Below are 21,142 nucleotides of genomic sequence, written 5' to 3'. Positions count from 1 at the left end.
GTCATTCCGAAGCGGTTTACAATCGTTTGCATCGGGCGCCGCAAGCGTTGTCCCGCGCGTCGCCCCCCGTTCGACAGGATGCCAACGATGCCAACGACCCCAGCGAATCCCCCGGTTCCCCGCCAGCGGCGCGTGCAGTGTGCGAGCGCGGCCGGCCTTCACCACGTCGCCTATACCGAGTGGGGCGATCCCGCGAATCCGCGCGTGCTCGTCTGCGTGCACGGCCTGACCCGCTCCGGGCGCGATTTCGACCGGCTTGCCGCCGCGCTGTCCGATACGTATCGCGTCGTCTGCCCCGATGTCGTCGGGCGCGGCCAATCGGACCGGCTGGCCGATCCGCGGCACTATGCGATTCCGCAGTACGTGGCCGACATGGTGACGCTGATCGCACGGCTCGACGTCGAATCGGTCGACTGGTTCGGTACGTCGATGGGCGGCCTGATCGGCATGGCGCTCGCCGGGCTCCCCGGTTCGCCGCTACGCCGGATGATCGTCAACGACGTCGGCCCGCGCATCGAGCCCGATTCGTTGACGCGCATCGGCGAGTACCTCGGCGTGCAGCCGCGCTTTGCGACCGAGCAGGAGGGGATCGACTATCTGACGTCGCTGTCGCTGCCGTTCGGTGCGCTGAGCGCCGACGAGTGGCGCGAGATCAACGGGCCGCTGCTGCACGAACTGCCCGAAGGCGGCTGGACGATGCGCTACGATCCGCGCATCGCCGAGCCGTTCAAGGCGACGACGCCCGAACTGGCCGCGCTTGGCGAGGCCGCGCTGTGGCGCGCGATCGAGACGACGGATGCGACGCTCCTCGTCGTGCGCGGCGAGACGTCCGACTTGCTGTCGCGCGAGACGGCGGCCGAAATGGTCCGTCGCGGGCGGCACGTGACGCAGGTCGAGATTCCGGGGGCGGGCCACGCGCCGGCCTTCGTCAGCGCCGACCAGATTGCGCTCGCACGACGGTTTTTCGTCGAAGGCGACGCATAAACGCGTCATAATATGCGGTTCGGCGGCACGCGGGCCGTGCCGCCGCCCGATTCCTTACCCATCACGACCGGAACATTTTCATGGCAGTCATTCGTCACCACGTCGGGGCCCGTCTCTCCGAAACCGCGATCCACAACGGTACCGTGTATCTGGCCGGCCAGATCGCCGAAGACACCACGCAGGACATCCGCGGCCAGACGCGCGAAGTGCTCGGCCACATCGATCGCCTGCTCGCCGAAGCGAACAGCGACAAGGCGCATCTGCTGTCGGTGCAGATCTACATCTCGGATCTGGCGAACTTCGAAGGCATGAATGCGGAGTGGGACGCATGGGTCGCACCGGGCAACACGCCGCCGCGCGCCACCGTCGAGGCGAAGCTCGCCGATCCGGCGCTGCTCGTCGAGATCGTGGTCGTCGCCGCGCAGCGGAGCTGAGCGTTATCCGACGATGACCGTATTCCGGCAGGCCGTGCAATGACCGAATCCGTTTCCGCCTCTCCCGTCGCGGCGCCGTCGTTCGACGACGTGCTCGCGTTCGTGCGCGAGCGGGCCGGCGACGCGCGCCTGTCGTCCGGCGAGCTGCTCGCCGATCACTCGGCGGGCACGGCGGCGATCATGCGCACGCTGAACGTCGATCCGCACGCGATGCAGGCCGCCGCGCTGTTCGTGCTGACGCCGCACCTGAGCGACCCCGAGCGTGAGCTGACCGAGCGTTTCGGCGACGAAGTCGCGCGGCTCGTGTCCGACGTGCGTAAGCTGTTGCGGCTCGGCACTGTCAGCCTGCGCGCCGCGCAGAATGCCGCGAAGCCCGACTCCGGGCGCGACGCGGCGGAAGAGCGGCGCACGCAAATCGAGGCGCTGCGCAAGATGCTGCTCGCGTTCGCGCAGGACATCCGCGTGGTGCTGATCCGGCTCGCGTCGCGGTTGCAGTCGCTGCGCTACTACGCGGCCGCGAAGCTCGATCCGCCGCCCGACGTCGCGCGCGAGACGCTCGAGATCTATGCGCCGCTCGCGAACCGTCTCGGTATCTGGCAACTGAAGTGGGAGCTCGAGGATCTCGCGTTCCGCTTCGAGGATCCCGTCACCTACAAGCGGATCGCGAAGCTGCTCGACGAGAAGCGCATCGAGCGTGAGGCGTACGTCACGCAGGCGATCGCGCGGCTGCAGCACGAGCTCGCGCAAGCGCACATCCAGGCCGACGTGAGCGGCCGGCCGAAGCATATCTACAGCATCTGGCGCAAGATGCGCGGCAAGGAGCTCGATTTCTCCGAGCTGTACGACGTGCGCGCGTTTCGCGTGATCGTGCCCGACATCAAGGATTGCTACGCGGTGCTGGGCATCGTGCATCACCTGTGGCAGCCGGTGCCGAAGGAATTCGACGACTACATCTCGCGGCCGAAGCCGAACGGCTACAAGTCGCTGCATACGGTCGTGATCGGCGACGACGGCCGTGCGTTCGAAGTGCAGATCCGCACGCAGGAGATGCATCGTTTCGCCGAGTACGGCGTCGCCGCGCACTGGCGTTACAAGGAGGCCGGCGCGCGCGGCTACGGCGGCCAGTTCTCCGCGAGCGACAAGTACGACGAGAAGATCGCGTGGCTGCGCCAGTTGCTCGCGTGGAAGGACGACGTCGAGGATGGCACCGAAGTGTCGGGCGACCAGGCGTGGGCGCAATTGCGCGAGACGTCGCTCGACGACGACCACATCTATGTACTGACGCCGCAGGCGCGCGTGATCGCGTTGCCGCAGGGCGCGACGCCGGTCGATTTCGCGTATCACCTGCACAGCGAGCTCGGCCATCGCTGCCGTGGCGCGCGCGTCGACGGCGTGATGGTGCCGCTGAACACGTCGCTGGCGAACGGCCAGACGGTCGAGATCGTCGCGGTGAAGGAAGGCGGGCCGTCGCGCGACTGGCTGAACCTGCAGCTCGGTTACCTGAAGAGTTCGCGTGCGCGGCAGAAGGTGCGTGCGTGGTTCAACTCGATCGAGCAGGAAGAAAACGTCGCGCACGGGCGCGCGCTCGTCGAAAAGACGCTGCAGCGCGAGGGCAAGACGTCGGTCAACCTGGACAACCTCGCCGCGAAGCTCGGCTTCAAGTCACCCGAGGAGTTGTTCTCGGTCGTCGGCAAGGAAGAGTTCAGCCTGCGCAACGTCGAGCACGCGCTGTCCGATGCGCCGCCGCCGGAACCGGCGCCCGAGGCGCCGGCCGATTTCGAGAAGCGCAGCAGCGGCGCGAGCGTCGCGCACGGCGCGTCGACCGGCGTGCTGGTGGTGGGCGTCGACGCGCTGCTGACGCAGTTGGCGCGCTGCTGCCGTCCGGCGCCGCCCGATCCGATCAGCGGTTTCGTCACGCGCGGCAAGGGAATGTCGATTCATCGCAGCGACTGTCCGACGTTTCGCCGGATGGTCGAGCGCGCGCCGGAGCGCGTGCTGCAGACGACCTGGTCGGCCGACGTGCTGGGCGGGCGCGGCGCGTCCGTGTATCCGGTCGACCTGATGATCGAGGCGAGCGACCGGCAAGGGTTGCTGCGCGATATCTCCGAAGTGTTCGCGCGCGAAAAGATCAATGTCGTGGGCGTGAAGACGCAGAGTCGCCGCAATGCGGCATTCATGCAGTTCACGGTCGAGGTATCGAATTCGGCGCAGGTGCAGCGCGCGTGCACGCTGCTCGGCGAGGTGCAGGGCGTCGTGCGGGCAGGGCGGAAATCGTGATGGGGTTGGAACGGCATTGTTTTGCTGCGACCGCATAAAACACTTGCCAAGTCGGTAGCCGCTCCATATAATCTTAGCTTCTCTAGGCTCGTAGCTCAGTTGGTTAGAGCACCACCTTGACATGGTGGGGGTCGTTGGTTCGAATCCAATCGAGCCTACCAACGAATTGAGAATGCCCGGCCTCCGGGTGTTCAGTGCAGTACACAACTCAACGCGAACAAGGCGAATACGGTTATGACACCGCGAACGTTGACCGAAACCACTTCGGAGCGACGCTAGTCGAGGAACGTTTTCGCCCTTTCAGTTTGAGTGAAGTATCGAATGCGGCCCCTCGAAAGCGGGGCCGCATTTTTTTTGTCGCGAAATTTTCATGCGTGAGTTCGATCTCGCGTACCTGGTCTGCCGCCCACTGTCGGCATCACGGAGATTGCTATGGTTTCGATACGCTTGCCTGACGGCTCAGTTCGACAATACGAGCATCCGGTGACAGTTGCCGAGGTTGCGGCCTCGATCGGTCCCGGCCTTGCGAAGGCTGCGCTTGGTGGCAAGCTCGATGGCGAGCTCGTTGATACGTCGACGGTGATCGACCGCGACGCGTCGCTCGCGATCGTCACGGACAAGGATGCCGACGGCCTCGACATCATCCGCCACTCGACCGCCCACTTGCTCGCGTATGCGGTGAAGGAGCTGTATCCGGACGCGCAGGTGACGATCGGCCCGGTGATCGACAACGGTTTCTATTACGACTTCTCGTACAACCGCCCGTTTACGCCGGAAGATCTGGAAAAGATCGAAAAGCGCATGCAGGAACTCGCGAAGAAGGACGAGCCGGTCACGCGCCGTGTCGTGTCGCGTGACGAAGCGGCCGGTTACTTCCGCAGCATCGGCGAGAAGTACAAGGCGGAGATCATCGAATCGATTCCGCAAAGCGACGAAATCAAGCTGTACTCGCACGGCGGCTTCACCGATCTGTGCCGCGGCCCGCACGTGCCGTCCACCGGCAAGCTGAAGGTCTTCAAGCTGATGAAGGTCGCGGGCGCGTACTGGCGCGGCGATTCGAAGAACGAGCAGCTGCAGCGTATCTACGGTACGGCCTGGACGAAGAAGGAAGACCAGGATCAGTACCTGCACATGCTCGAGGAAGCGGAAAAGCGCGACCACCGCAAGCTGGGCAAGCAGCTCGACCTGTTCCACATGCAGGAAGAGTCGCCGGGCATGGTGTTCTGGCATCCGAAGGGCTGGACGCTGTGGCAGCAGGTCGAGCAGTACATGCGCCGCCGCGTCAACGAAGCCGGTTATCTCGAGATCAAGACGCCGATGATCATGGACCGCTCGCTGTGGGAAGCGTCGGGCCACTGGCAGAACTATCGCGAGAACATGTTCACGACGGAGTCGGAGAAGCGCGACTACGCGATCAAGCCGATGAACTGCCCGGGCCACGTCCAGGTGTTCAAGCACGGCCTGCGCTCGTATCGCGACCTGCCGCTGCGTTACGCGGAATTCGGCTCGTGCCACCGCAACGAGGCGTCGGGCGCGCTGCACGGCCTGATGCGCGTGCGCGGCTTCGTGCAGGACGACGCGCACATCTTCTGTACGGAAGACCAGTTCATCTCGGAATCGATCGCGTTCAACACGCTGGCCATGAGCGTGTACAAGGACTTCGGTTTCGATCACATCGACATCAAGCTGTCGCTGCGTCCCGACCAGCGTGCGGGTACGGACGAGACGTGGGATCGTGCCGAGCAGGGTTTGCGCGATGCACTGACGGCCTGCGGCCTTGCGTGGGAAGAATTGCCGGGTGAGGGCGCGTTCTACGGTCCGAAGATCGAGTACCACATCAAGGATGCGCTCGGCCGCTCGTGGCAGTGCGGCACGCTGCAGCTCGACATGGTGTTGCCGGAGCGCTTGGGTGCGGAGTACGTCGCGGAAGACAACAGCCGCCGCCGGCCGGTGATGCTGCACCGCGCGATCGTCGGTTCGATGGAGCGATTCCTCGGCATTTTGATCGAGCACCATGCTGGTGCAATGCCGGTTTGGCTCGCGCCGTACCAAGCAATTGTGCTCAATATCGCCGAAAGTCAGGCCGAATATGCGCAGTCTCTGACCCAAACGTTGCAAAAACAAGGGGTTAGAGTGGCGGCCGATTTGCGCAACGAGAAGATTAGCTATAAAATACGCGAGCACACGCTGGAAAAGGTGCCTTATCTCCTCGTCGTGGGCGATAAGGAGCGTGATGCGCAAACGGTAGCCGTGCGTGCCCGTGGCGGCGTCGATCTTGGCGTAATGCCGGTCGAAGCCTTCGTTGAGCGTCTGCAGGAAGACCTGCGCTCGTTCAAGTAACCGCCCTGGCAGCGCGGCTCGTTTTTTTAATTTTTAGAGGAAACGTAACATCGCTACTGATAAGTCGTCGCACCGCATCAACGGTGAAATCACTGCGCCGGAAGTGCGCCTGGTCGGGATCGAGAACGAACCGCTCGGTATCGTAAAACTCGCTGACGCTTTCCGTAAATCGGAAGAACTGGATGTTGACCTGGTGGAGATCGCGCCGCAAGCGGTGCCGCCGGTTTGCCGTCTGATGGATTACGGCAAGTTCAAGTACCAGGAGTCGAAGAAGCAGCACGAAGCGAAGCTGAAGCAGAAGGTCATCCAGGTCAAGGAAGTCAAGTTCCGTCCGGGTACCGATGACGGGGATTACAACGTCAAGCTCCGCAATCTCGTGCGCTTCCTCGAAGAGGGCGACAAGACGAAGATCACGTTGCGTTTCCGCGGCCGAGAAATGGCCCACCAGGAAATCGGTATGCGGATGCTCGAGCGTCTGCGCACGGATCTCGAGGAAGTCGGCCAGGTCGAGCAGATGCCGAAGATGGAAGGGCGCCAGATGATCATGGTGCTCTCGCCGAAGAAAAAGAAGTAACAACGGGCCCGCGCGCGTCGCGCGCAGGTTCGACAGTGGTTCGGCGCGTTGCCCGGTCAGGGCGGCACGCCAACGATGACGGCGGCTGCGCAAGCGGTTCGCCGTACACAAGTGGACTGGGTTTCGAAGGGCGGGTCAAGGGCGCAAGCCAACCGCACACCCATCGCCATCTAATAAACTGGAGTTGTTCGTCATGCCTAAGATGAAGACCAAGAAGAGCGCTGCAAAGCGCTTCGTGGTGCGTCCGGGCGGTACCGTCAAGCGCGGTCAAGCCTTCAAGCGTCACATCCTGACCAAGAAAACCACGAAGAACAAGCGCCATCTGCGCGGTGCAACGGCAGTTCATGATTCCGATCTGAACTCCGTCCGCGCGATGCTCCCGTTCGCGTAACCCCTCAACTGATACTCCAAGGAGAGAAACATGCCTCGAGTCAAACGTGGGGTAACCGCACGGGCCCGCCACAAGAAGATCATCAACCTGGCCAAGGGTTATCGCGGCCGCCGCAATAACGTCTACCGCATCGCCAAGCAGGCGGTGATGCGCGCTGGTCAGTACGCGTACCGCGATCGCCGCAACAAGAAGCGTGTGTTCCGCGCACTGTGGATCACGCGTATCAACGCGGCAGTTCGCCAGCACGACATGACCTACAGCGTGTTCATCAACGGCCTGAAGAAGGCGTCGATCGAACTCGACCGTAAGGTGCTGGCCGACATGGCGGTGTTCGACAAGGCTGCTTTTGCTGCGATCGTCAAGCAGGTGAAAGCCGCCGTTGCAGCCTAATTGCGAAATTAGCACTGCGTGGTTAGTTGCAGCGAGGTTCCGGTAGTCTCGGCCGCTGCAGCGAAAACGGGGCTCTTCCGAGCCCCTTTTTTGTTTGGCGAGGCCATTTCGCTCGCCAAGACCGAATGACGTTGGAAATGATGGGATCTATGGATCTGGACCAGATTGTCGCCGACGCGCAGCAGTCCTTCGAACAGGCTGCCGACATCACCACGCTCGAAAACGAGAAAGCACGATTTCTCGGCAAATCGGGTGCGCTGACCGAGTTGCTGAAGGGCCTCGGCAAGCTCGATCCCGAAGCACGCAAGACCGAAGGCGCACGCATCAACGTCGCGAAGCAGCAGGTTGAAGCCGCGCTCACCGCCCGTCGCCAGGCACTGGCCGACGCGCTGCTGAATCAGCGCCTCACCGCCGAAGCGATCGACGTGACGTTGCCGGGCCGCGGCGCCGGCGCAGGCAGCCTGCACCCCGTGATGCGCACGTGGGAGCGTGTCGAACAGATTTTCGGCTCGATCGGTTTCGACGTGGCCGACGGCCCCGAAATCGAGACCGACTGGTACAACTTCACTTCGCTGAACAGCCCGGAGAACCATCCGGCGCGTTCGATGCAGGACACCTTCTACGTCGAAGGCAAGGATGCCGACGGCCGCCAGCTGCTGCTTCGCACGCACACGAGCCCGATGCAGGTGCGTTACGCGCGCATGAACCGTCCGCCGATCAAGGTGATCGCGCCGGGCCGCACGTATCGCGTCGACAGCGATGCGACCCACTCGCCGATGTTCAATCAGGTCGAGGGGCTGTGGATCGACGAAAACATCAGCTTCGCCGACCTCAAGGGCGTCTATACCGACTTCCTGAAAAAATTCTTCGAGCGCGACGACATCCTCGTGCGCTTCCGTCCGTCGTATTTCCCGTTCACGGAACCGTCGGCCGAGATCGACATGATGTTCGAGCAAGGCAAGAACGCCGGCAAGTGGCTCGAGATTTCCGGCTCGGGGCAGGTGCATCCGACCGTGATCCGCAACATGGGCCTCGACCCCGAGCGCTACATCGGTTTCGCGTTCGGCAGCGGCCTTGAGCGCCTGACGATGCTGCGCTACGGCGTCCAGGATCTGCGGCTGTTCTTCGAGAACGACCTGCGTTTCCTGCGCCAGTTCGCATAACGCCGCTCGCCGCGCCGACCTGTGCCCGCGCACGCCCCCGATGGACGTTTCCGACGGGGCCCCGGGCGTCGATCTAACCTGTTTCGAACGTAGACATCCATGCAATTCCCTGAATCCTGGTTGAGAACCTTTGTCGACCCGCAGCTGACGACCGACGAGCTGTCGCACGCGCTGACGATGGCGGGGCTCGAAGTCGAATCGCTGAGCAAGGCTGCGCCGCCGACGTCGAAGATCGTCGTGGGCCGCGTGCTCGAAGTCGTCAAGCATCCGGATGCGGACAAGCTCAATGTCTGCCAGGTCGACGCCGGCACCGGCGCGACGCTGAACATCGTCTGCGGCGCGCCGAACGTGGCGCCCGGCATCAAGGTGCCGGTCGCGCTGGTGGGCGCGGAACTGCCGCCGGCGGAAGAGGGCGGCAAGCCGTTCGCGATCAAGCTGTCGAAGCTGCGCGGCGTGGAGAGCCAGGGGATGCTGTGCTCGGCGCGCGAGCTGAAGTTGTCCGAGGATCACAGCGGGCTGTTGATCCTGTCGGAAGACACGCCGGTCGGCCAGGACATCCGCGAGACCCTCAATCTCGACGACACGATCTTCGAAATCAAGCTGACGCCGAACAAGGCCGACTGCCTGTCGGTGTTCGGCATCGCGCGCGAGACGGCCGCGATCACCGGCGCGCCGCTGACGCCGGTCGACATCCGCCCGGTGAACGTCGAGCTCGACGAAACGCTGCCGGTGCGCATTGCCGCGCCCGATCTGTGCGGCCGCTTCTCGGGTCGCGTGATCCGCGGCGTGAACGCGCATGCGAAGACGCCGCAGTGGATGGTCGAGCGCCTCGAGCGCTCGGGCCAGCGCAGCGTGTCCGCGCTCGTCGACATCTCGAACTACGTGATGTTCGAACTCGGCCGCCCGTCGCACGTGTTCGATCTCGACAAGATCCACGGCGGCATCGAAGTGCGCTGGGGCAAGCGCGGCGAATCGCTGAAGCTGCTCAACGGCAACACGGTCGAGCTCGACGAAACGGTCGGCGTGATTGCGGACGACCGTCAGGTTGAAAGCCTGGCCGGCATCATGGGCGGCGACAGCACGGCCGTCACGCTCGATACGACCAACATCTACCTGGAAGCCGCGTTCTGGTGGCCGGACAGCATCCGCGGCCGCGCGCGCAAGTACAACTTCTCGACCGATGCGGCCCATCGCTTCGAGCGCGGCGTCGATTACGCGACGACCGTCGAGCACGTCGAGCGCATCACGCAGCTGATCCTCGAGATCTGCGGCGGCAAGGCCGGCCCGGTCGACGATCAGGCGGTGAACCTGCCGCAGCGCGCGCCGGTGAAGATGCGCGTGTCGCGCGCGAACCGCATCATCGGCGTGAAGATCGACGCCGACGAGATCGCGGACATCTTCACGCGCCTTGGCCTGCCGTTCGAGCGCGACGACGATGCGTTCCTCGTCACGCCGCCGTCGCATCGCTTCGACATCGAGATCGAGGAAGACCTGATCGAGGAAGTGGCGCGCATCTACGGTTTCGAGAAGATCCCGGCGCGGCCGCCGGTCGCGACGAGCGAAATGCGCGCGACCCACGAGACGCGACGTTCGATCCACGATATCCGTCACGCGCTTGCCGCGCGCGACTACGCGGAAACCGTCAACTTCAGCTTCGTCGATGCGGAGTGGGAGCACGATTTCGCGGGCAACGACAACCCGATCCGCCTGCTGAACCCGATCGCGAGCCAGCTTTCGGTGATGCGCACGACGTTGTTCGGCAGCCTGATCGCCGTGCTGCGCCACAACCTGAACCGCCGCGCCGATCGCGTGCGCGTGTTCGAATCGGGGCGCGTGTTCGTCGCCGATCCGTCGGTGAAGGCCGGCGAGCTGGCGGTCGAAGGTCATGCGCAGCCGAAGCGCGTCGGCGCGCTGGCGTACGGTCCGGCGCTCGACGAGCAGTGGGGCGTGGCGACCCGCGCGGTCGATTTCTTCGACGTGAAGGGCGATCTCGAAGCGCTGCTCGCGCCGGCGGTTGCACGTTTCGTGAAGGCCGAGCACCCGGCCCTTCATCCGGGGCGCAGCGCACGGATCGAAATCGATGGCCGTGCGGTCGGCTGGATCGGCGAGTTGCATCCGCGCCTGATGCAGAAATACGAGTTGCCGCACCCGCCGGTGATGTTCGAAATCGACGCGGACGCGCTGATTGCCCGGACGCTGCCCGCGCCGACCGATGTGTCGAAATTCCCGCCGGTCCGTCGCGATATCGCCGTTGTCGTCGATCAGGCGGTCGAGGTTCAGGCACTTTTCGACGAAATGAAGAAGGCGCTTGCCGAAGAGGCCTGCCGATTCGTTCAGAAGGTTGTACTCTTCGACGAATTTCGTGCAAAATCAAATACTTCCGGTGGTCTTGCCGCGAACGAGAAGAGCCTTGCCTTCCGCGTGACGCTGCAGGACGCGGCTGGCACGCTGCAGGACGAGGTCGTCGATCAGGCGATTCAGACGCTGGTCGAGCGAATGGCTCGTGCCGGTGCGCGCCTGCGCGGCTAAGGAGAGGGCCCGCCCGTTCGCGGGCGGCTTTTTTCCATCGTAAGTTTTGATTCAACGCGCTGTATGGCAGATATGAACGACATGACCTCGAGTGAATTCGAAGCCCTCCTGACGGCGCAACGCAGCGCGATGAACCGCGACGCGTCGGCGCCGGCGTCCACCGAGACGCCGACGCTGACGAAGGCGGAACTGGCGGAGCTGCTGTTCGACAGCGTCGGGCTGAACAAGCGTGAAGCGAAGGACATGGTCGAGGCGTTTTTCGAAGTGATCCGCGATGCGCTCGAAAACGGCGAAAGCGTCAAGCTGTCGGGGTTCGGCAATTTCCAGCTGCGCGACAAGCCGCAGCGTCCGGGCCGCAATCCGAAGACGGGCGAGGCGATTCCGATCGCGGCCCGCCGGGTGGTAACCTTCCACGCGAGCCAGAAGCTGAAGGCGCTGGTCGAAAACGGCGCGGAGTAATACGCGCGCCCACGCCCCGCGCGGCCGCCGCGCACCCTTACCGACGGTTAACCGACGATGACCACCACGGTTGAGAAAGTCGTCTTGCCTCCGATTCCCGCGAAGCGCTACTTCACGATCGGCGAAGTCAGCGAACTATGCGGGGTCAAACCACATGTGCTGCGTTACTGGGAACAGGAATTCACTCAGCTGCGGCCGGTGAAGCGGCGCGGCAACCGGCGGTATTACCAGCATCACGAAGTGCTGCTGATCCGGCGGATTCGCGAGTTGCTGTACGAGCAGGGCTTCACGATCAACGGCGCGCGCAACCGGCTCGATTCGCCGGGCAGCGAGCGGGCCACGGCGGAGCCGGTCGAATCCGACGCGCAGGCCGTCGATGCGCGCGGCGCGGCCAGGCCGGGCGCAAACGTCGATGTGATCGCGTTGCGGCAGGCGTTGCTGGATGTGATCGACGGACTGAAACACGACTGAGCGCACGGCGCGCAGGATGCATCGGAAAGCCCGGTTGGCGACCTGCCACCGGGCTTTTTTCATGCGGGTCGCGCACGGGGCAGCGCGACGGAATCAGCGTGACGCGAGCGGATTCTTGCGCCCCATGTCGACGACCAGCGTGCCGTCCGGCAGCATCCGCACCGAGCCCTGCGCGACCTGGCTGCGATAGCCGTACAGGTCGAACCGCATCGGGCCGGCCTCGGCCGAATTCCGGATCAGCGCGCGCACGTTCAGTTCGAGCACGTTGAACATCTTCATGTCGCCGCCTTCCATCCACATGTAGCTCGGTGCGTCGATCTGCGGCCGCTTTGGTGCGGGCGCGCCTGCCGCGCGCCGGAACGTGAGCCGCAATCCGTCCGGCTCGACCGTCGCCTGGGCGAGCTTGCCGTTCAGCACGGGCGGCGGAAACACGGTGTACTGGTCGAGCACGAGCGTGTCGCCGCGCAGTTCCGCGCCGCGCCGCTGCAATGGCGTCAGCGACGCGAGCTCGATACCGAGCGAGCGCAGCAGCGTCGCCTGCGGGATGCCGAGCACCGACACCTGAGACGGCTTGAAGGCGAGGTGCCGATCATCGAGCACCGTCAGCGAGCCCTTCATGTCGGTCGGTAACCAGACGCCCGGTACGTGATTCCACAGCTTGATGCCGCCCTGGACGCGCAGGTTCTGGCCGTCCGCGCTCAATTGCAGGTCGTTCAGCGAACGCGGCGAATAGTCGAGCAGGTAGCTGTTGAAGAGCGCCGACATCGCCTTCCACGACTCGACGACCGTGCCGCCGAGAATGCGGATGTCGTACTGGTTCGGGTCGTCGAGATCGACGGGTTCGCCCGGGCGCTTCGACACGAGTTCCACGTCGAGATCCTCGACATGAAAGCCGATATCGCCGGACAGGTTGAAGTCGACGTTGCGCAGATGGATCGTCGGGTTGCGGTTCGACACGTGCCGCTCGTTGAACGGCGTCGTCGACGTGCGCCGCATCGCGACCTTCTGCATGCCGGGCCGCACGGCATCGGCGAGCGCGTACGCTTCCCAGTGCTGGCGCACGTCGCGCAGCGCATTCTGCTGCGCGGCGAGGAAGCTGTCGTTCAGGCGCGCGGCCGCGTTGCCGAGCAGTGCGCCGCTGGCCGGGCCCGTATACGAAGGCATCCGGATCGCCATCGCGCCGCTTTCGTCGAAGTTGAAGTAGCCGGCCGATACCTGGTCGCGATAGTGATACAGGTCGAACACGAACGTCTGGTCGCGCTTCGACGCGTCGAGCGGACCGATAAGGATGTCCGCGTTCATCGGCATCGAGCGCATGAACTTCACGTCGCCACCGCGGATATACATTGCTTGCTGCGGTGCGTTCGGGGGCATCGCGAAGCCGGCATGCGAGCCGTCGTCGAGCGTCAGGTCGAGGCCCGCCGGCGTCACGCGCACGGCGGTGATCGTCAGTTTCAGGCGCGGCGGCGGCATCAGCTTGTCGACCGCCATCATGAGATCGTCGCCGGCGAGTTGCGCGATCGGGGTCTGCACCTTCAGCAGGTCGGCCATTTTCACGTTGGCCGCGCGCATCACCGGCTGTGCGTTGAGGCCCGACACGCGCACGCCGGTCGGGTGGAACACGAGCTGGCTGCCGTCGCGGATCGCGAGCGTGCCGGTCAGCGAGAACGGTACCCAGCCGTCGCGCTGCATCTCGCCTTGCAGATGGATCACGCCGTCGCCGGCCGATACCGCGAGCTTGCGCAGCGGCGCGTTGCGATAGCCGAAGATGTAGGTGTTGAAGAGGGCGGTCAGCTTCGCGTTGTCGAGCGTGACCGTGCCTTCGTGCACGTCGATCTCGAAGCTCGTCGGATCGTCGAAGACGATCGGTGCGCCGGCCTGCGTCGGCACGAGCGTGGCCGACAGCTGATGAATGAAGAAGCCGAGGTTGTTGACGATGCGGAAATCGACGTCGCGCAGGAACGTCATCGCGCCGTTCTGGCCCGAGTCGCGCAGCGTGAACGGCCGCGGCTGCGTGAGGCTGATCGATGCGAGCGACGGCACGGTGCGAGCGATCTGCTGCTCGCGCGCGAGCAGCTCGGCCTTGGTGCGCTCGATCTTCGTCGATGCGATGGACGTGTTGCTGTCGCGCTGCGCGGCCGATTCGGCGCAGCCGGCGCAGAGCAGGGCGAGCGCCAGCGCGCCGCAGCCGAACATGCGGAATGTCGTATGCGATCTTGGGGCGACCGTGCGTCGCAGGCCGGAAAACCAGTCGAAAATTGCCAAAGGCGAGCGATGGCCGCGCCGGACCGTATTCCGCATCGTCTGTCTCCATGTCTTGTCTTGATCGACGGCGGCGCGCGCCACTGCACGGCGCGAGCGTCGATGCCGTGCAGTGTGTCATAGCGTGCTAGAGCGGCGTTACCAAACAACGGGCGCCCGGACGCGATGCGCCGGCGGACTGCCGGACAATGGATTCGCGGTCGACGAGCTGCTGAATCAAACGGTCGTTTGGTTTGTCCGGGCCGTCGCTCGGCGTGTTTCGAAGCGACCCTGAAAATCCGCGGCCGGCCTTGGTCGGCGCGGGTTTCACCGGATGCCGAAGCGCCGCGGCCCCGGGCATCGACGGATACGATCGGCGGCAGCGGCGAGGTAAGATCGGCATCAGTGGCGGATTCGACATCACAACACGGCAGCCATCACGGGAAAGCACCATGGACCTGAAGGAAGTCGACGTACTCGGTGCGGGGGTGGGCGATCACTGGTACTACGCGTCGAAGGCGAGCGCGATTCGCCGGTTCCTCGGCGCATCGGGCGCGAACCGGATACTCGACGTCGGCGCGGGCTCCGGTTTTTTCTCGAAGCATCTGCTCGAGCGCACGCAGGCGACGGAAGCATGGTGCGTCGATACGAGCTACGCCGACGACAGCGACGGCGAGGCGGCCGGCAAGCCGATCCACTTTCGGCGCGCCGTCGATCGCTTCGATGCCGATCTCGTGTTGCTGATGGACGTGCTCGAACATGTCGACGACGACGTCGGACTGCTGACGCAGTACGTGAAGGGCGCGCCTCCGGGCAGCCGGTTCCTGATCACGGTTCCCGCGTTCCAGTTCCTGTGGAGCGGCCACGACGATTTCCTCGAGCACAAGCGCAGATACACGCTCGGCGGCCTCGAGGACGTGGTCCGGCGTGCGGGGCTCGACGTCGAGCACGGCGCCTATTATTTCGGCCTCACGTTTCCGCTCGCGGCCGCATTGCGGCTCGGCGAGCGGGTGCGTCCGCATCCGCGCGAGCCCGAGTCGCAATTGCGCCGTCATCATCCGTTCGTCAACGGCTTGCTCAAGACGATCTGTCGTATCGAGCTGCCGATGTTCCGCTTCAACCGCGTCGCCGGCTTGACGGTCATCTGCGTCGCGCGCAAGCGATGACGGCGATGCGGGATCGGTGCCGCAGGTTGCCTGCATTGGCGTCGTCACGCAAAAGAATTTCACGAGAACACTCACAAAATGCATGCGACCCGTTCTAAACCGGGAAACTGTCTGTTATAATTTTTTTCTTTCGGGGCGTAGCGCAGCCTGGTAGCGTACCTGCATGGGGTGCAGGTGGTCGGAGGTTCAAATCCTCTCGCCCCGACCAGACAAGAACCCGCGTCAGCTCAGGCTGGCGCGGGTTTTTTCTTGGCCGTCGCTTTTTTGCACATCGCAGCGCGGCCCCGGTAAAATGCAAGGTTGATCCACGGAAAGCGCCGCGATTTAGCGGAAGAGGATTCCCCGAACATGACTGATCTTCGTCTTACCATGCGGTTCGCTGCAGTGCTCGCCACCGGCGCGCTCGTCGCCGGTTGCGGTACGTCGTCGCCCACGAAAGTGGACTACAAGAGCGATTCGAAATCGAAGGAAGCGTCGCTCGCAGTGCCGCCCAACATGCTCGACGAGACGGCCGATCAGCGTTCGCTGCCGCCCCAGGGCGGCGCGACTTCCCTGTCCGCGCTCCAGCAGGTCCAGCAGGCCGCGCCTGCGCTGGACACCGTCGCGCCGGCCGTGGCCGGCATGCATATCCAGCGCGACGGCACCGAAAGCTGGCTCGTGATCGACGGCAAGCAGCCCGCCGCGATCTGGCCGCAGGTGCGCCGCTTCTGGCAGGAGCAGGGCTTCCTGCTCGTCGTCGACCAGCGCGACAAGGGCGTGATGGAAACCGACTGGAACGAAACCCATCCGCAGATCAACGACGGCCTGATCCGCAGCGTGATCTCGAAGGCGATGGGCAATTCGTACGTGACGGCCGAGCGCAACAAGTACCGCACGCGTCTCGATTCGGCGCCGAACGGCGGCACCTACGTGTTCATCAGCCAGAAGGGCATGCGCGAGGCGATCACCGGTGCGAACAACGATTCGAGCAAGTGGGAACCGAAGCCGAACGATCCGGCGCTCGAGACGGAATACCTGAAGCGGCTGATGGCCGTGCTCGCGCAGAACGAGCAGCGCGCGAAGAACGGCGAGCCGCCGATCGCGAACATCAAGGACAACGCGGTACCGAAGGACAAGAAGGCCGATGGCGACGCGTCGTCCAAGGCTGCCGCGGCGATCGCTGCGCAGAACGTCTCGCGCACGTCGGCGCAAGGCAATGACGCGGCTGAAGCGGCCGTGCCGTCCGAAGTCACGCTCGGCGAACCGTACGACCGGTCGTGGCTGCACGTCGGTCTCGCGCTCGATCGCGCGAACTTCACGGTCGACGATCGCGATCGCTCGAAGGGTCTGTACTTCGTGCGTTACGTCGATCCGAAGGATTTGAGCGCGGCCGAGCAGGGCTTCTGGAGCCAGCTGTTCCATGGCAAGAAGGAAAAGCAGGCGAAGCAGTATCGCGTCAACGTGAAGGCGCTCACGGCCGATCAGACGCGTGTCGCGGTCGTCGACGATGCGGGCGCGATCGATACGTCATCGCCGGCTCGCCAGATCATGGGGTTGCTCGTGAATCAGCTCCGCTGATCCCGGCGTTTTCCGCCCCCTTGAAAAGCCCGCCATCCGGCGGGCTTTTTTCATGGTTGCTCGCCGACGCGTACGCCTGTTCGGTGGGGCCCGTCCCTTCTCGTGACGTTACGTAACATTCGAGCGTTACGAGGACAGAACACGTGTCACATTGTCGCCGATCTAAAAAAATGTCCTTATAAATCAATGGAATGTTGATCACGTAATGCCTGGCACGCAACCTGCTTTATAGGTTGGAATCGTTAGAACAGGGAGGACGGTGTCAGAGGCCGGGAATGCGCCGCGAGCGCCTGAACAACGGCATCGACACCCTCACATGCCGACGCGCCAAGCGTCGGCGCAACAGATGACGATCCGCGCCAGCGTGCGGATCTCGATGGCCCCGTCGCCTATCCTCGTAGGGCGACGGTTTCGCCCGCGCTTCTCTGAAGCGCGGGCTATTTTTTTGGTGCCATCGCCCTGTCGTATCGGCATAGCCGATGCGTGGTGCGGGATTCGCGTATTCTCGGACTTTTTCGGATGAAGGAGGCGGGAATGGCGGAAATTGCAGTCGTGGCGCTGATCGTGGCGAAGCCGGGCGCGGAGGAGAAACTGCGCACCGTGCTCGAGGGAATCGTCGAGCCGACCCGCAACGAAGCGGGCGCATTGCAGTACGACCTGCACCGGGACCTGAAGGAGCCCGCGCGGTTCGTATTCGTCGAGCGTTGGGAGAGCGAGGAGGCGCTGGCCGCCCATGCGCGTTCCGCGCATATTCTCGCTTATCGCGAAGCGGCCGCGGACTGGATCGAGCGTTCCGAAATCCGCGTGCTGTCGAAGCTCGTCTGAGTCCGAGCCGGGTAGGGCGACCGGACGTGTCCGGTCGCGGCGGCGCGTCAGTGCGACGTGCCGGGTACGTCGAGGATCAGGATGATCGTCCAGTCGGCATCGCCGTCATGGTGATACTGACGCTCGGCAACGATGAACGGTTGCTGCTTGCCTTGCGGGCCGAGGAACAGCACGTCGCCCTCCATCGGCAGGCATTCGATCGGCGGCAGCGCGAGAAACGCGTCGTCCGAGCCGCGGGGCATCAGTTGCTTGATCTGGCGAGTGGCGGCTTCGGTCCACTCGATGTCGAGTTGAATGTTGCTCATGCTGTCCTCCGCACCGGGGTGCGCACGGGTGGAAAATTTCGGTGCGCGACTTTAGCACAGCGCGCGGGCGCCGCAACCAAAAAAGCCGAACCCGGTTACCCGGATTCGGCTTTTTACTGGAGCGGTGCCGCCGAACTTACTGGCTGGCAGCGTCTGCAGCCTTCGCCTTCTTGCCGGCCTTCTTCGCTGCTGCCTTGTGATGCGCAGCCTTCTTGCCGTGGTGATGCTCTTCCTGCGCCGCCGGCTGAGCCGCTTCGGCCGCTTGCTGCTGTTGCAGCGCTTGTGCACGCTGCTCGATCTCGGCGATCTTGGCCGGATCGGTGATGGTCTGAATCTGCGTGCTCTCTTGCGCATACGCTGCGCCAGTCAGCGCCGACATCGCTACCAGGATAGCCAGGGACGTCTTCTTCATTGCTTTACCTCCGCTAAGTGGTGATGAACCCGAGTGTTGCCGTTTCGTCTGGCGACTGCAATCGAGTGCGTGTCGAGTGTAACAAAAGTGACGGATCAATGTGCACCGGATCGTCGCACGACGCAAGGCCCCGTTGAAGTCGCGCAACACTTCGCGCACTTCGTCACGCGTCTGCCATCCAGGGTGGTGCAGAGATTTTCGCGCGGGGTTTCGCGCCGTGGTCAAAACCATCCGAGCCAACGATACACGTGGAATTGTGCGATCCCGACCAGCTCGTGCAGCGCCTGCTCGGCGTTGGCCACATTGCGCCAGCGGGGCAGCCAGCCCGTTTGCGCGCGTCGGAGATTCGCATAAACGGGCTGCGGATCGATGCCGAAACGGCGGAAATCGAGCAACGCCCGGCGCATCTGGTACGACGACGTGACGAGAACGCGCGCATCGTCATACTGTGAGCGTAGTATAGATGCAGTGAATTTCGCGTTTTCGTAGGTTGTGCGGCTGTTCGGTTCGAGCACGAGGTCGGCCGGCGCCACGCCTTGAGCGACGAGTTGGCGCCCGTACACGGCTGCCTCGGTATCGCCGTGATGCTGTGGGTCGCCGCCCGACATCACCACGGTGCAGCGTTCGGCCTGCTGCCGGCACGTGCGATAGAGCGCCGCAACCTTGTGGATGCGCGCGACGCCGTCGGGCGGCGGCTGCACTCCGGTGTCGGTGCGATGCGTGCCGGCGCCGATGAGGATCAGCGTGGTTCGCCCGTGCATGTCGGGATGCTCGACCGGCGTGACGCCGGCCTCGCTCCAGGCGATCAGCGGCGCTGCGAGCCAGCCCGTCGCCAGCAGCCAGAACAGCGCGGCGGCGACGATCGAAATGGTTCGACGCTGCTTGCGGCAGAGCATGAAACCGATGAAGAGAAGTACAAATGAATCGAACAGAATCAATTTGATTGGGGTATGGTGTCTTTTTATGGACGGCTGACGATACGGCCCTGACGCGACGCCGAACAACGTTGGCCTCCAGAATCGGTGGCGGTTTCGGCGGGCGGAGACCCCGCCCGGCGCGCCGCTTCGCATTGTCGCTGCACTTTAAGAAAGAATCGAGATGGCCACGTATTCCAACGAAGCGGTGCTCGACGCATTGAGACGAGTGCAGTACCGCCAGGTACCGTGGGCACGCCGCCCGGGCGTGTTCGAGTATCTCCGTTCGCTCGGGCTGATGGACACGGTCAGGCAGAAGACCGTTGCCCCCGCGCCGGGCTTCCATGCACCGGTCGACATTGCCGTATTGACCGACAGCGGTCGAGCCGAATTCTCGCGCCTCGAGCGCGCCGAGAAATTACTTTCCTGGACTGATCGCCGCATGGACGACTACGCATTGAGCGAAGCGAGCGCCGTGGCGATTCTCGAAAGCCGCCTGTAGCGGTCGGTCTTCATCCCGCCCCGCGCATCGCCGCGCAGGCCGGCGATGCAAAAAAAAGCCCGTATCACGAGGATACGGGCGTACCGGATACTTTTGCTGCTGCCACGCTGTGCTCATGGCAACGATGTGACCCGCCGCATGGGGCGCAGTTCCCGGAGACCGGCATTTTCTTTGGCGAAATCTCGAAATCGGCAGGACTACGGATGACGCGACATGCCCGGTGGCTGTGAGCCAATCCGTGCTCGCGCGTTGCTGGCGATGTCGCCGCGCAAGTCGCCGCGTGGCACGGTTTGCCGGCTGGGCGGGTTGGCGGACGGCGGCTGGCGAAGGGTGTTGCGGTGATCCTGCTGGCGATGCGGCGGTTTCACCCGATCGTCGGCATGGACGGGAGCGGTCAGCGCCACGGAAACGACAATGCCGCATGCAACGAGCAGTGACATTGTTTTCATGGCGGGGCTCCCTTCAAGCCGTCAGTGCGGCCTGTTGATATGACGCTAAGGTAAGCGTGGGAGTGCAGGCTTGCTGTAAATATTGGTAAATAGATGTTTCGCGGCACGACAACGGTAATCGACGACAAGGCATGCGTCGCAACGAAGTCGCGTCGCAAAAAGAAACCGGGCGGCCGAAGCCGCCCGATCGAGCATTCGTTACGCCATCTTGACGGGCGCGCGCCAGGATTCCGGATTGGTCCAGAACGCGCCGCGCAGCCGGTCGCGGCTCGGCGGTGCGGGCGGCTTCGCCGCGCTTGCGCCGATGCGTCCGCGCAGCGAGATCTGACGGCCGCTCGTGCCGAGTCGTTTCACGATTTCGGCGAGCGTACCGTCCGCCTGCCATTCGTCGAAGCGGCGGCGGCAGGTCGGCGGGGACGGATAGCGGCCCGGCAGTTTCGACCAGCCTTCACCCGTCGACAGCACCCACAGCACGGCGTTGACTACCGATCGGGCTTCCACGCGGGGGCGGCCACGCCGCTCACTCCGTGCGGGCTCCGAGCAAAACAGACCCTCGACCAGCGCCCATTCGTTATCTCTCAAATCGTCGAACAGCATCATGTCCTCACCTCAGCGAAGCTAACTCCGGTGCGCTGCCCTGCGCCGCGCACTCTTCAAGCACTCGATCGTCGAGTGCCGGGTGGGGGCGTCCGGTTGGCCGGCAGCGGCGTTTCTACTCTTCCGTCCGACGAAACCTGCACCCTGTGCGCAAGGTAATGC

General features: G+C 64.0%; 20 protein-coding genes, 2 tRNA genes and 1 pseudogene. 17 read left to right on the top strand and 6 right to left on the bottom strand.

The genetic code is table 11. From position 1 onward, the window contains the following. Window positions 1-87 precede the first annotated feature (87 nt). From BLS50_RS00985 to BLS50_RS00925, 12 genes are all read left to right on the top strand, one after another. Window positions 88-984 (top strand): alpha/beta fold hydrolase, encoded by an 897-nt coding sequence (locus BLS50_RS00985; RefSeq protein WP_011545243.1) that lies wholly within the window; start codon window positions 88-90, stop codon window positions 982-984. A gap of 80 nt (window positions 985-1,064) precedes the next feature. Next, window positions 1,065-1,418, top strand: coding sequence for a RidA family protein (locus tag BLS50_RS00980; protein WP_006486103.1), 354 nt, complete (start codon window positions 1,065-1,067; stop codon window positions 1,416-1,418). Window positions 1,419-1,457: 39 nt separating this feature from the next. Next, complete coding sequence (locus tag BLS50_RS00975) at window positions 1,458-3,695, top strand: RelA/SpoT family protein (protein WP_011694268.1); 2,238 nt, start codon at window positions 1,458-1,460, stop codon at window positions 3,693-3,695. A gap of 84 nt (window positions 3,696-3,779) precedes the next feature. Beyond that, window positions 3,780-3,856: transfer RNA gene (locus BLS50_RS00970), tRNA-Val, on the top strand. A gap of 271 nt (window positions 3,857-4,127) precedes the next feature. After that, window positions 4,128-6,035 (top strand): threonine--tRNA ligase, encoded by a 1,908-nt coding sequence (gene thrS, locus BLS50_RS00960; protein WP_069232553.1) that lies wholly within the window; start codon window positions 4,128-4,130, stop codon window positions 6,033-6,035. Window positions 6,036-6,084: 49 nt separating this feature from the next. Then, the gene (infC, locus tag BLS50_RS00955; RefSeq protein ID WP_071734130.1) at window positions 6,085-6,609 is read left to right on the top strand and encodes a translation initiation factor IF-3; all 525 of its coding nucleotides are present in this window, start codon (window positions 6,085-6,087) and stop codon (window positions 6,607-6,609) included. Between the two features lie 193 nt (window positions 6,610-6,802). Next, a complete protein-coding gene (rpmI, locus tag BLS50_RS00950) occupies window positions 6,803-7,000 on the top strand; it encodes a 50S ribosomal protein L35 (protein WP_004191477.1) in 198 nt (65 codons plus the stop codon). A gap of 30 nt (window positions 7,001-7,030) precedes the next feature. Further along, entirely contained in the window at window positions 7,031-7,390 is a 360-nt protein-coding gene (gene rplT / locus BLS50_RS00945; protein ID WP_004192938.1) for a 50S ribosomal protein L20, read from the top strand. Between the two features lie 149 nt (window positions 7,391-7,539). Then, window positions 7,540-8,553, top strand: coding sequence for a phenylalanine--tRNA ligase subunit alpha (gene pheS, locus BLS50_RS00940; RefSeq protein ID WP_006486107.1), 1,014 nt, complete (start codon window positions 7,540-7,542; stop codon window positions 8,551-8,553). Between the two features lie 99 nt (window positions 8,554-8,652). Continuing rightward, window positions 8,653-11,082 (top strand): phenylalanine--tRNA ligase subunit beta, encoded by a 2,430-nt coding sequence (gene pheT, locus BLS50_RS00935; protein WP_074800038.1) that lies wholly within the window; start codon window positions 8,653-8,655, stop codon window positions 11,080-11,082. A gap of 72 nt (window positions 11,083-11,154) precedes the next feature. Then, a complete protein-coding gene (locus BLS50_RS00930; RefSeq protein WP_006486093.1) occupies window positions 11,155-11,541 on the top strand; it encodes an integration host factor subunit alpha in 387 nt (128 codons plus the stop codon). A 57-nt stretch (window positions 11,542-11,598) separates the two neighbouring features. Then, window positions 11,599-12,012, top strand: coding sequence for a MerR family transcriptional regulator (locus BLS50_RS00925; RefSeq protein WP_074800034.1), 414 nt, complete (start codon window positions 11,599-11,601; stop codon window positions 12,010-12,012). A 93-nt stretch (window positions 12,013-12,105) separates the two neighbouring features. Here the strand turns inward: BLS50_RS00925 and BLS50_RS00920 are convergent, their stop codons facing one another. After that, entirely contained in the window at window positions 12,106-14,313 is a 2,208-nt protein-coding gene (locus BLS50_RS00920; RefSeq protein WP_074802737.1) for a hypothetical protein, read from the bottom strand. A gap of 392 nt (window positions 14,314-14,705) precedes the next feature. On the opposite strand from BLS50_RS00920, the gene BLS50_RS00910 reads away from it, so the two are divergent. From BLS50_RS00910 to BLS50_RS00895, 4 genes are all read left to right on the top strand, one after another. Next, the gene (locus BLS50_RS00910) at window positions 14,706-15,419 is read left to right on the top strand and encodes a class I SAM-dependent methyltransferase (RefSeq protein ID WP_074800028.1); all 714 of its coding nucleotides are present in this window, start codon (window positions 14,706-14,708) and stop codon (window positions 15,417-15,419) included. A gap of 131 nt (window positions 15,420-15,550) precedes the next feature. Then, window positions 15,551-15,627: transfer RNA gene (locus BLS50_RS00905), tRNA-Pro, on the top strand. A 140-nt stretch (window positions 15,628-15,767) separates the two neighbouring features. Continuing rightward, window positions 15,768-16,976 (top strand): outer membrane protein assembly factor BamC, encoded by a 1,209-nt coding sequence (gene bamC, locus BLS50_RS00900; RefSeq protein ID WP_054927676.1) that lies wholly within the window; start codon window positions 15,768-15,770, stop codon window positions 16,974-16,976. 534 nt (window positions 16,977-17,510) lie between these two features. Further along, the gene (locus BLS50_RS00895; RefSeq protein ID WP_027810280.1) at window positions 17,511-17,801 is read left to right on the top strand and encodes a putative quinol monooxygenase; all 291 of its coding nucleotides are present in this window, start codon (window positions 17,511-17,513) and stop codon (window positions 17,799-17,801) included. A 47-nt stretch (window positions 17,802-17,848) separates the two neighbouring features. Here BLS50_RS00895 and BLS50_RS00890 read toward each other — a convergent pair whose 3' ends face one another. The 3 genes from BLS50_RS00890 to BLS50_RS00880 form a co-directional block, all read right to left on the bottom strand. After that, a complete protein-coding gene (locus tag BLS50_RS00890; protein WP_012328373.1) occupies window positions 17,849-18,106 on the bottom strand; it encodes a hypothetical protein in 258 nt (85 codons plus the stop codon). A 136-nt stretch (window positions 18,107-18,242) separates the two neighbouring features. Beyond that, window positions 18,243-18,518 carry a hypothetical protein gene (locus tag BLS50_RS00885; protein ID WP_006486101.1) on the bottom strand — a complete coding sequence of 92 codons (276 nt, stop codon included), beginning with the start codon at window positions 18,516-18,518 and terminating at the stop codon, window positions 18,243-18,245. A 221-nt stretch (window positions 18,519-18,739) separates the two neighbouring features. Then, window positions 18,740-19,456, bottom strand: coding sequence for a YdcF family protein (locus tag BLS50_RS00880; protein ID WP_027810281.1), 717 nt, complete (start codon window positions 19,454-19,456; stop codon window positions 18,740-18,742). 160 nt (window positions 19,457-19,616) lie between these two features. Between BLS50_RS00880 and BLS50_RS00875 the strand changes: the two genes are divergently transcribed. Next, window positions 19,617-19,934, top strand: coding sequence for a hypothetical protein (locus BLS50_RS00875; RefSeq protein WP_011545254.1), 318 nt, complete (start codon window positions 19,617-19,619; stop codon window positions 19,932-19,934). A 197-nt stretch (window positions 19,935-20,131) separates the two neighbouring features. Here BLS50_RS00875 and BLS50_RS00870 read toward each other — a convergent pair whose 3' ends face one another. Together BLS50_RS00870 and BLS50_RS00865 are read right to left on the bottom strand one after the other, a co-directional pair. Continuing rightward, window positions 20,132-20,383 carry a hypothetical protein gene (locus BLS50_RS00870; protein WP_027813379.1) on the bottom strand — a complete coding sequence of 84 codons (252 nt, stop codon included), beginning with the start codon at window positions 20,381-20,383 and terminating at the stop codon, window positions 20,132-20,134. Window positions 20,384-20,584: 201 nt separating this feature from the next. Then, window positions 20,585-20,980: pseudogene (locus tag BLS50_RS00865) on the bottom strand (transposase); the annotation flags it as partial. Window positions 20,981-21,142: the final 162 nt, after the last annotated feature.

The sequence above is a fragment of the Burkholderia orbicola genome (assembly GCF_900100915.1).
Lineage (GTDB): Bacteria > Pseudomonadota > Gammaproteobacteria > Burkholderiales > Burkholderiaceae > Burkholderia > Burkholderia orbicola.
Note: the sequence above shows the minus strand (reverse complement) of the source record. Positions and strands in the feature narration are given on the sequence as shown.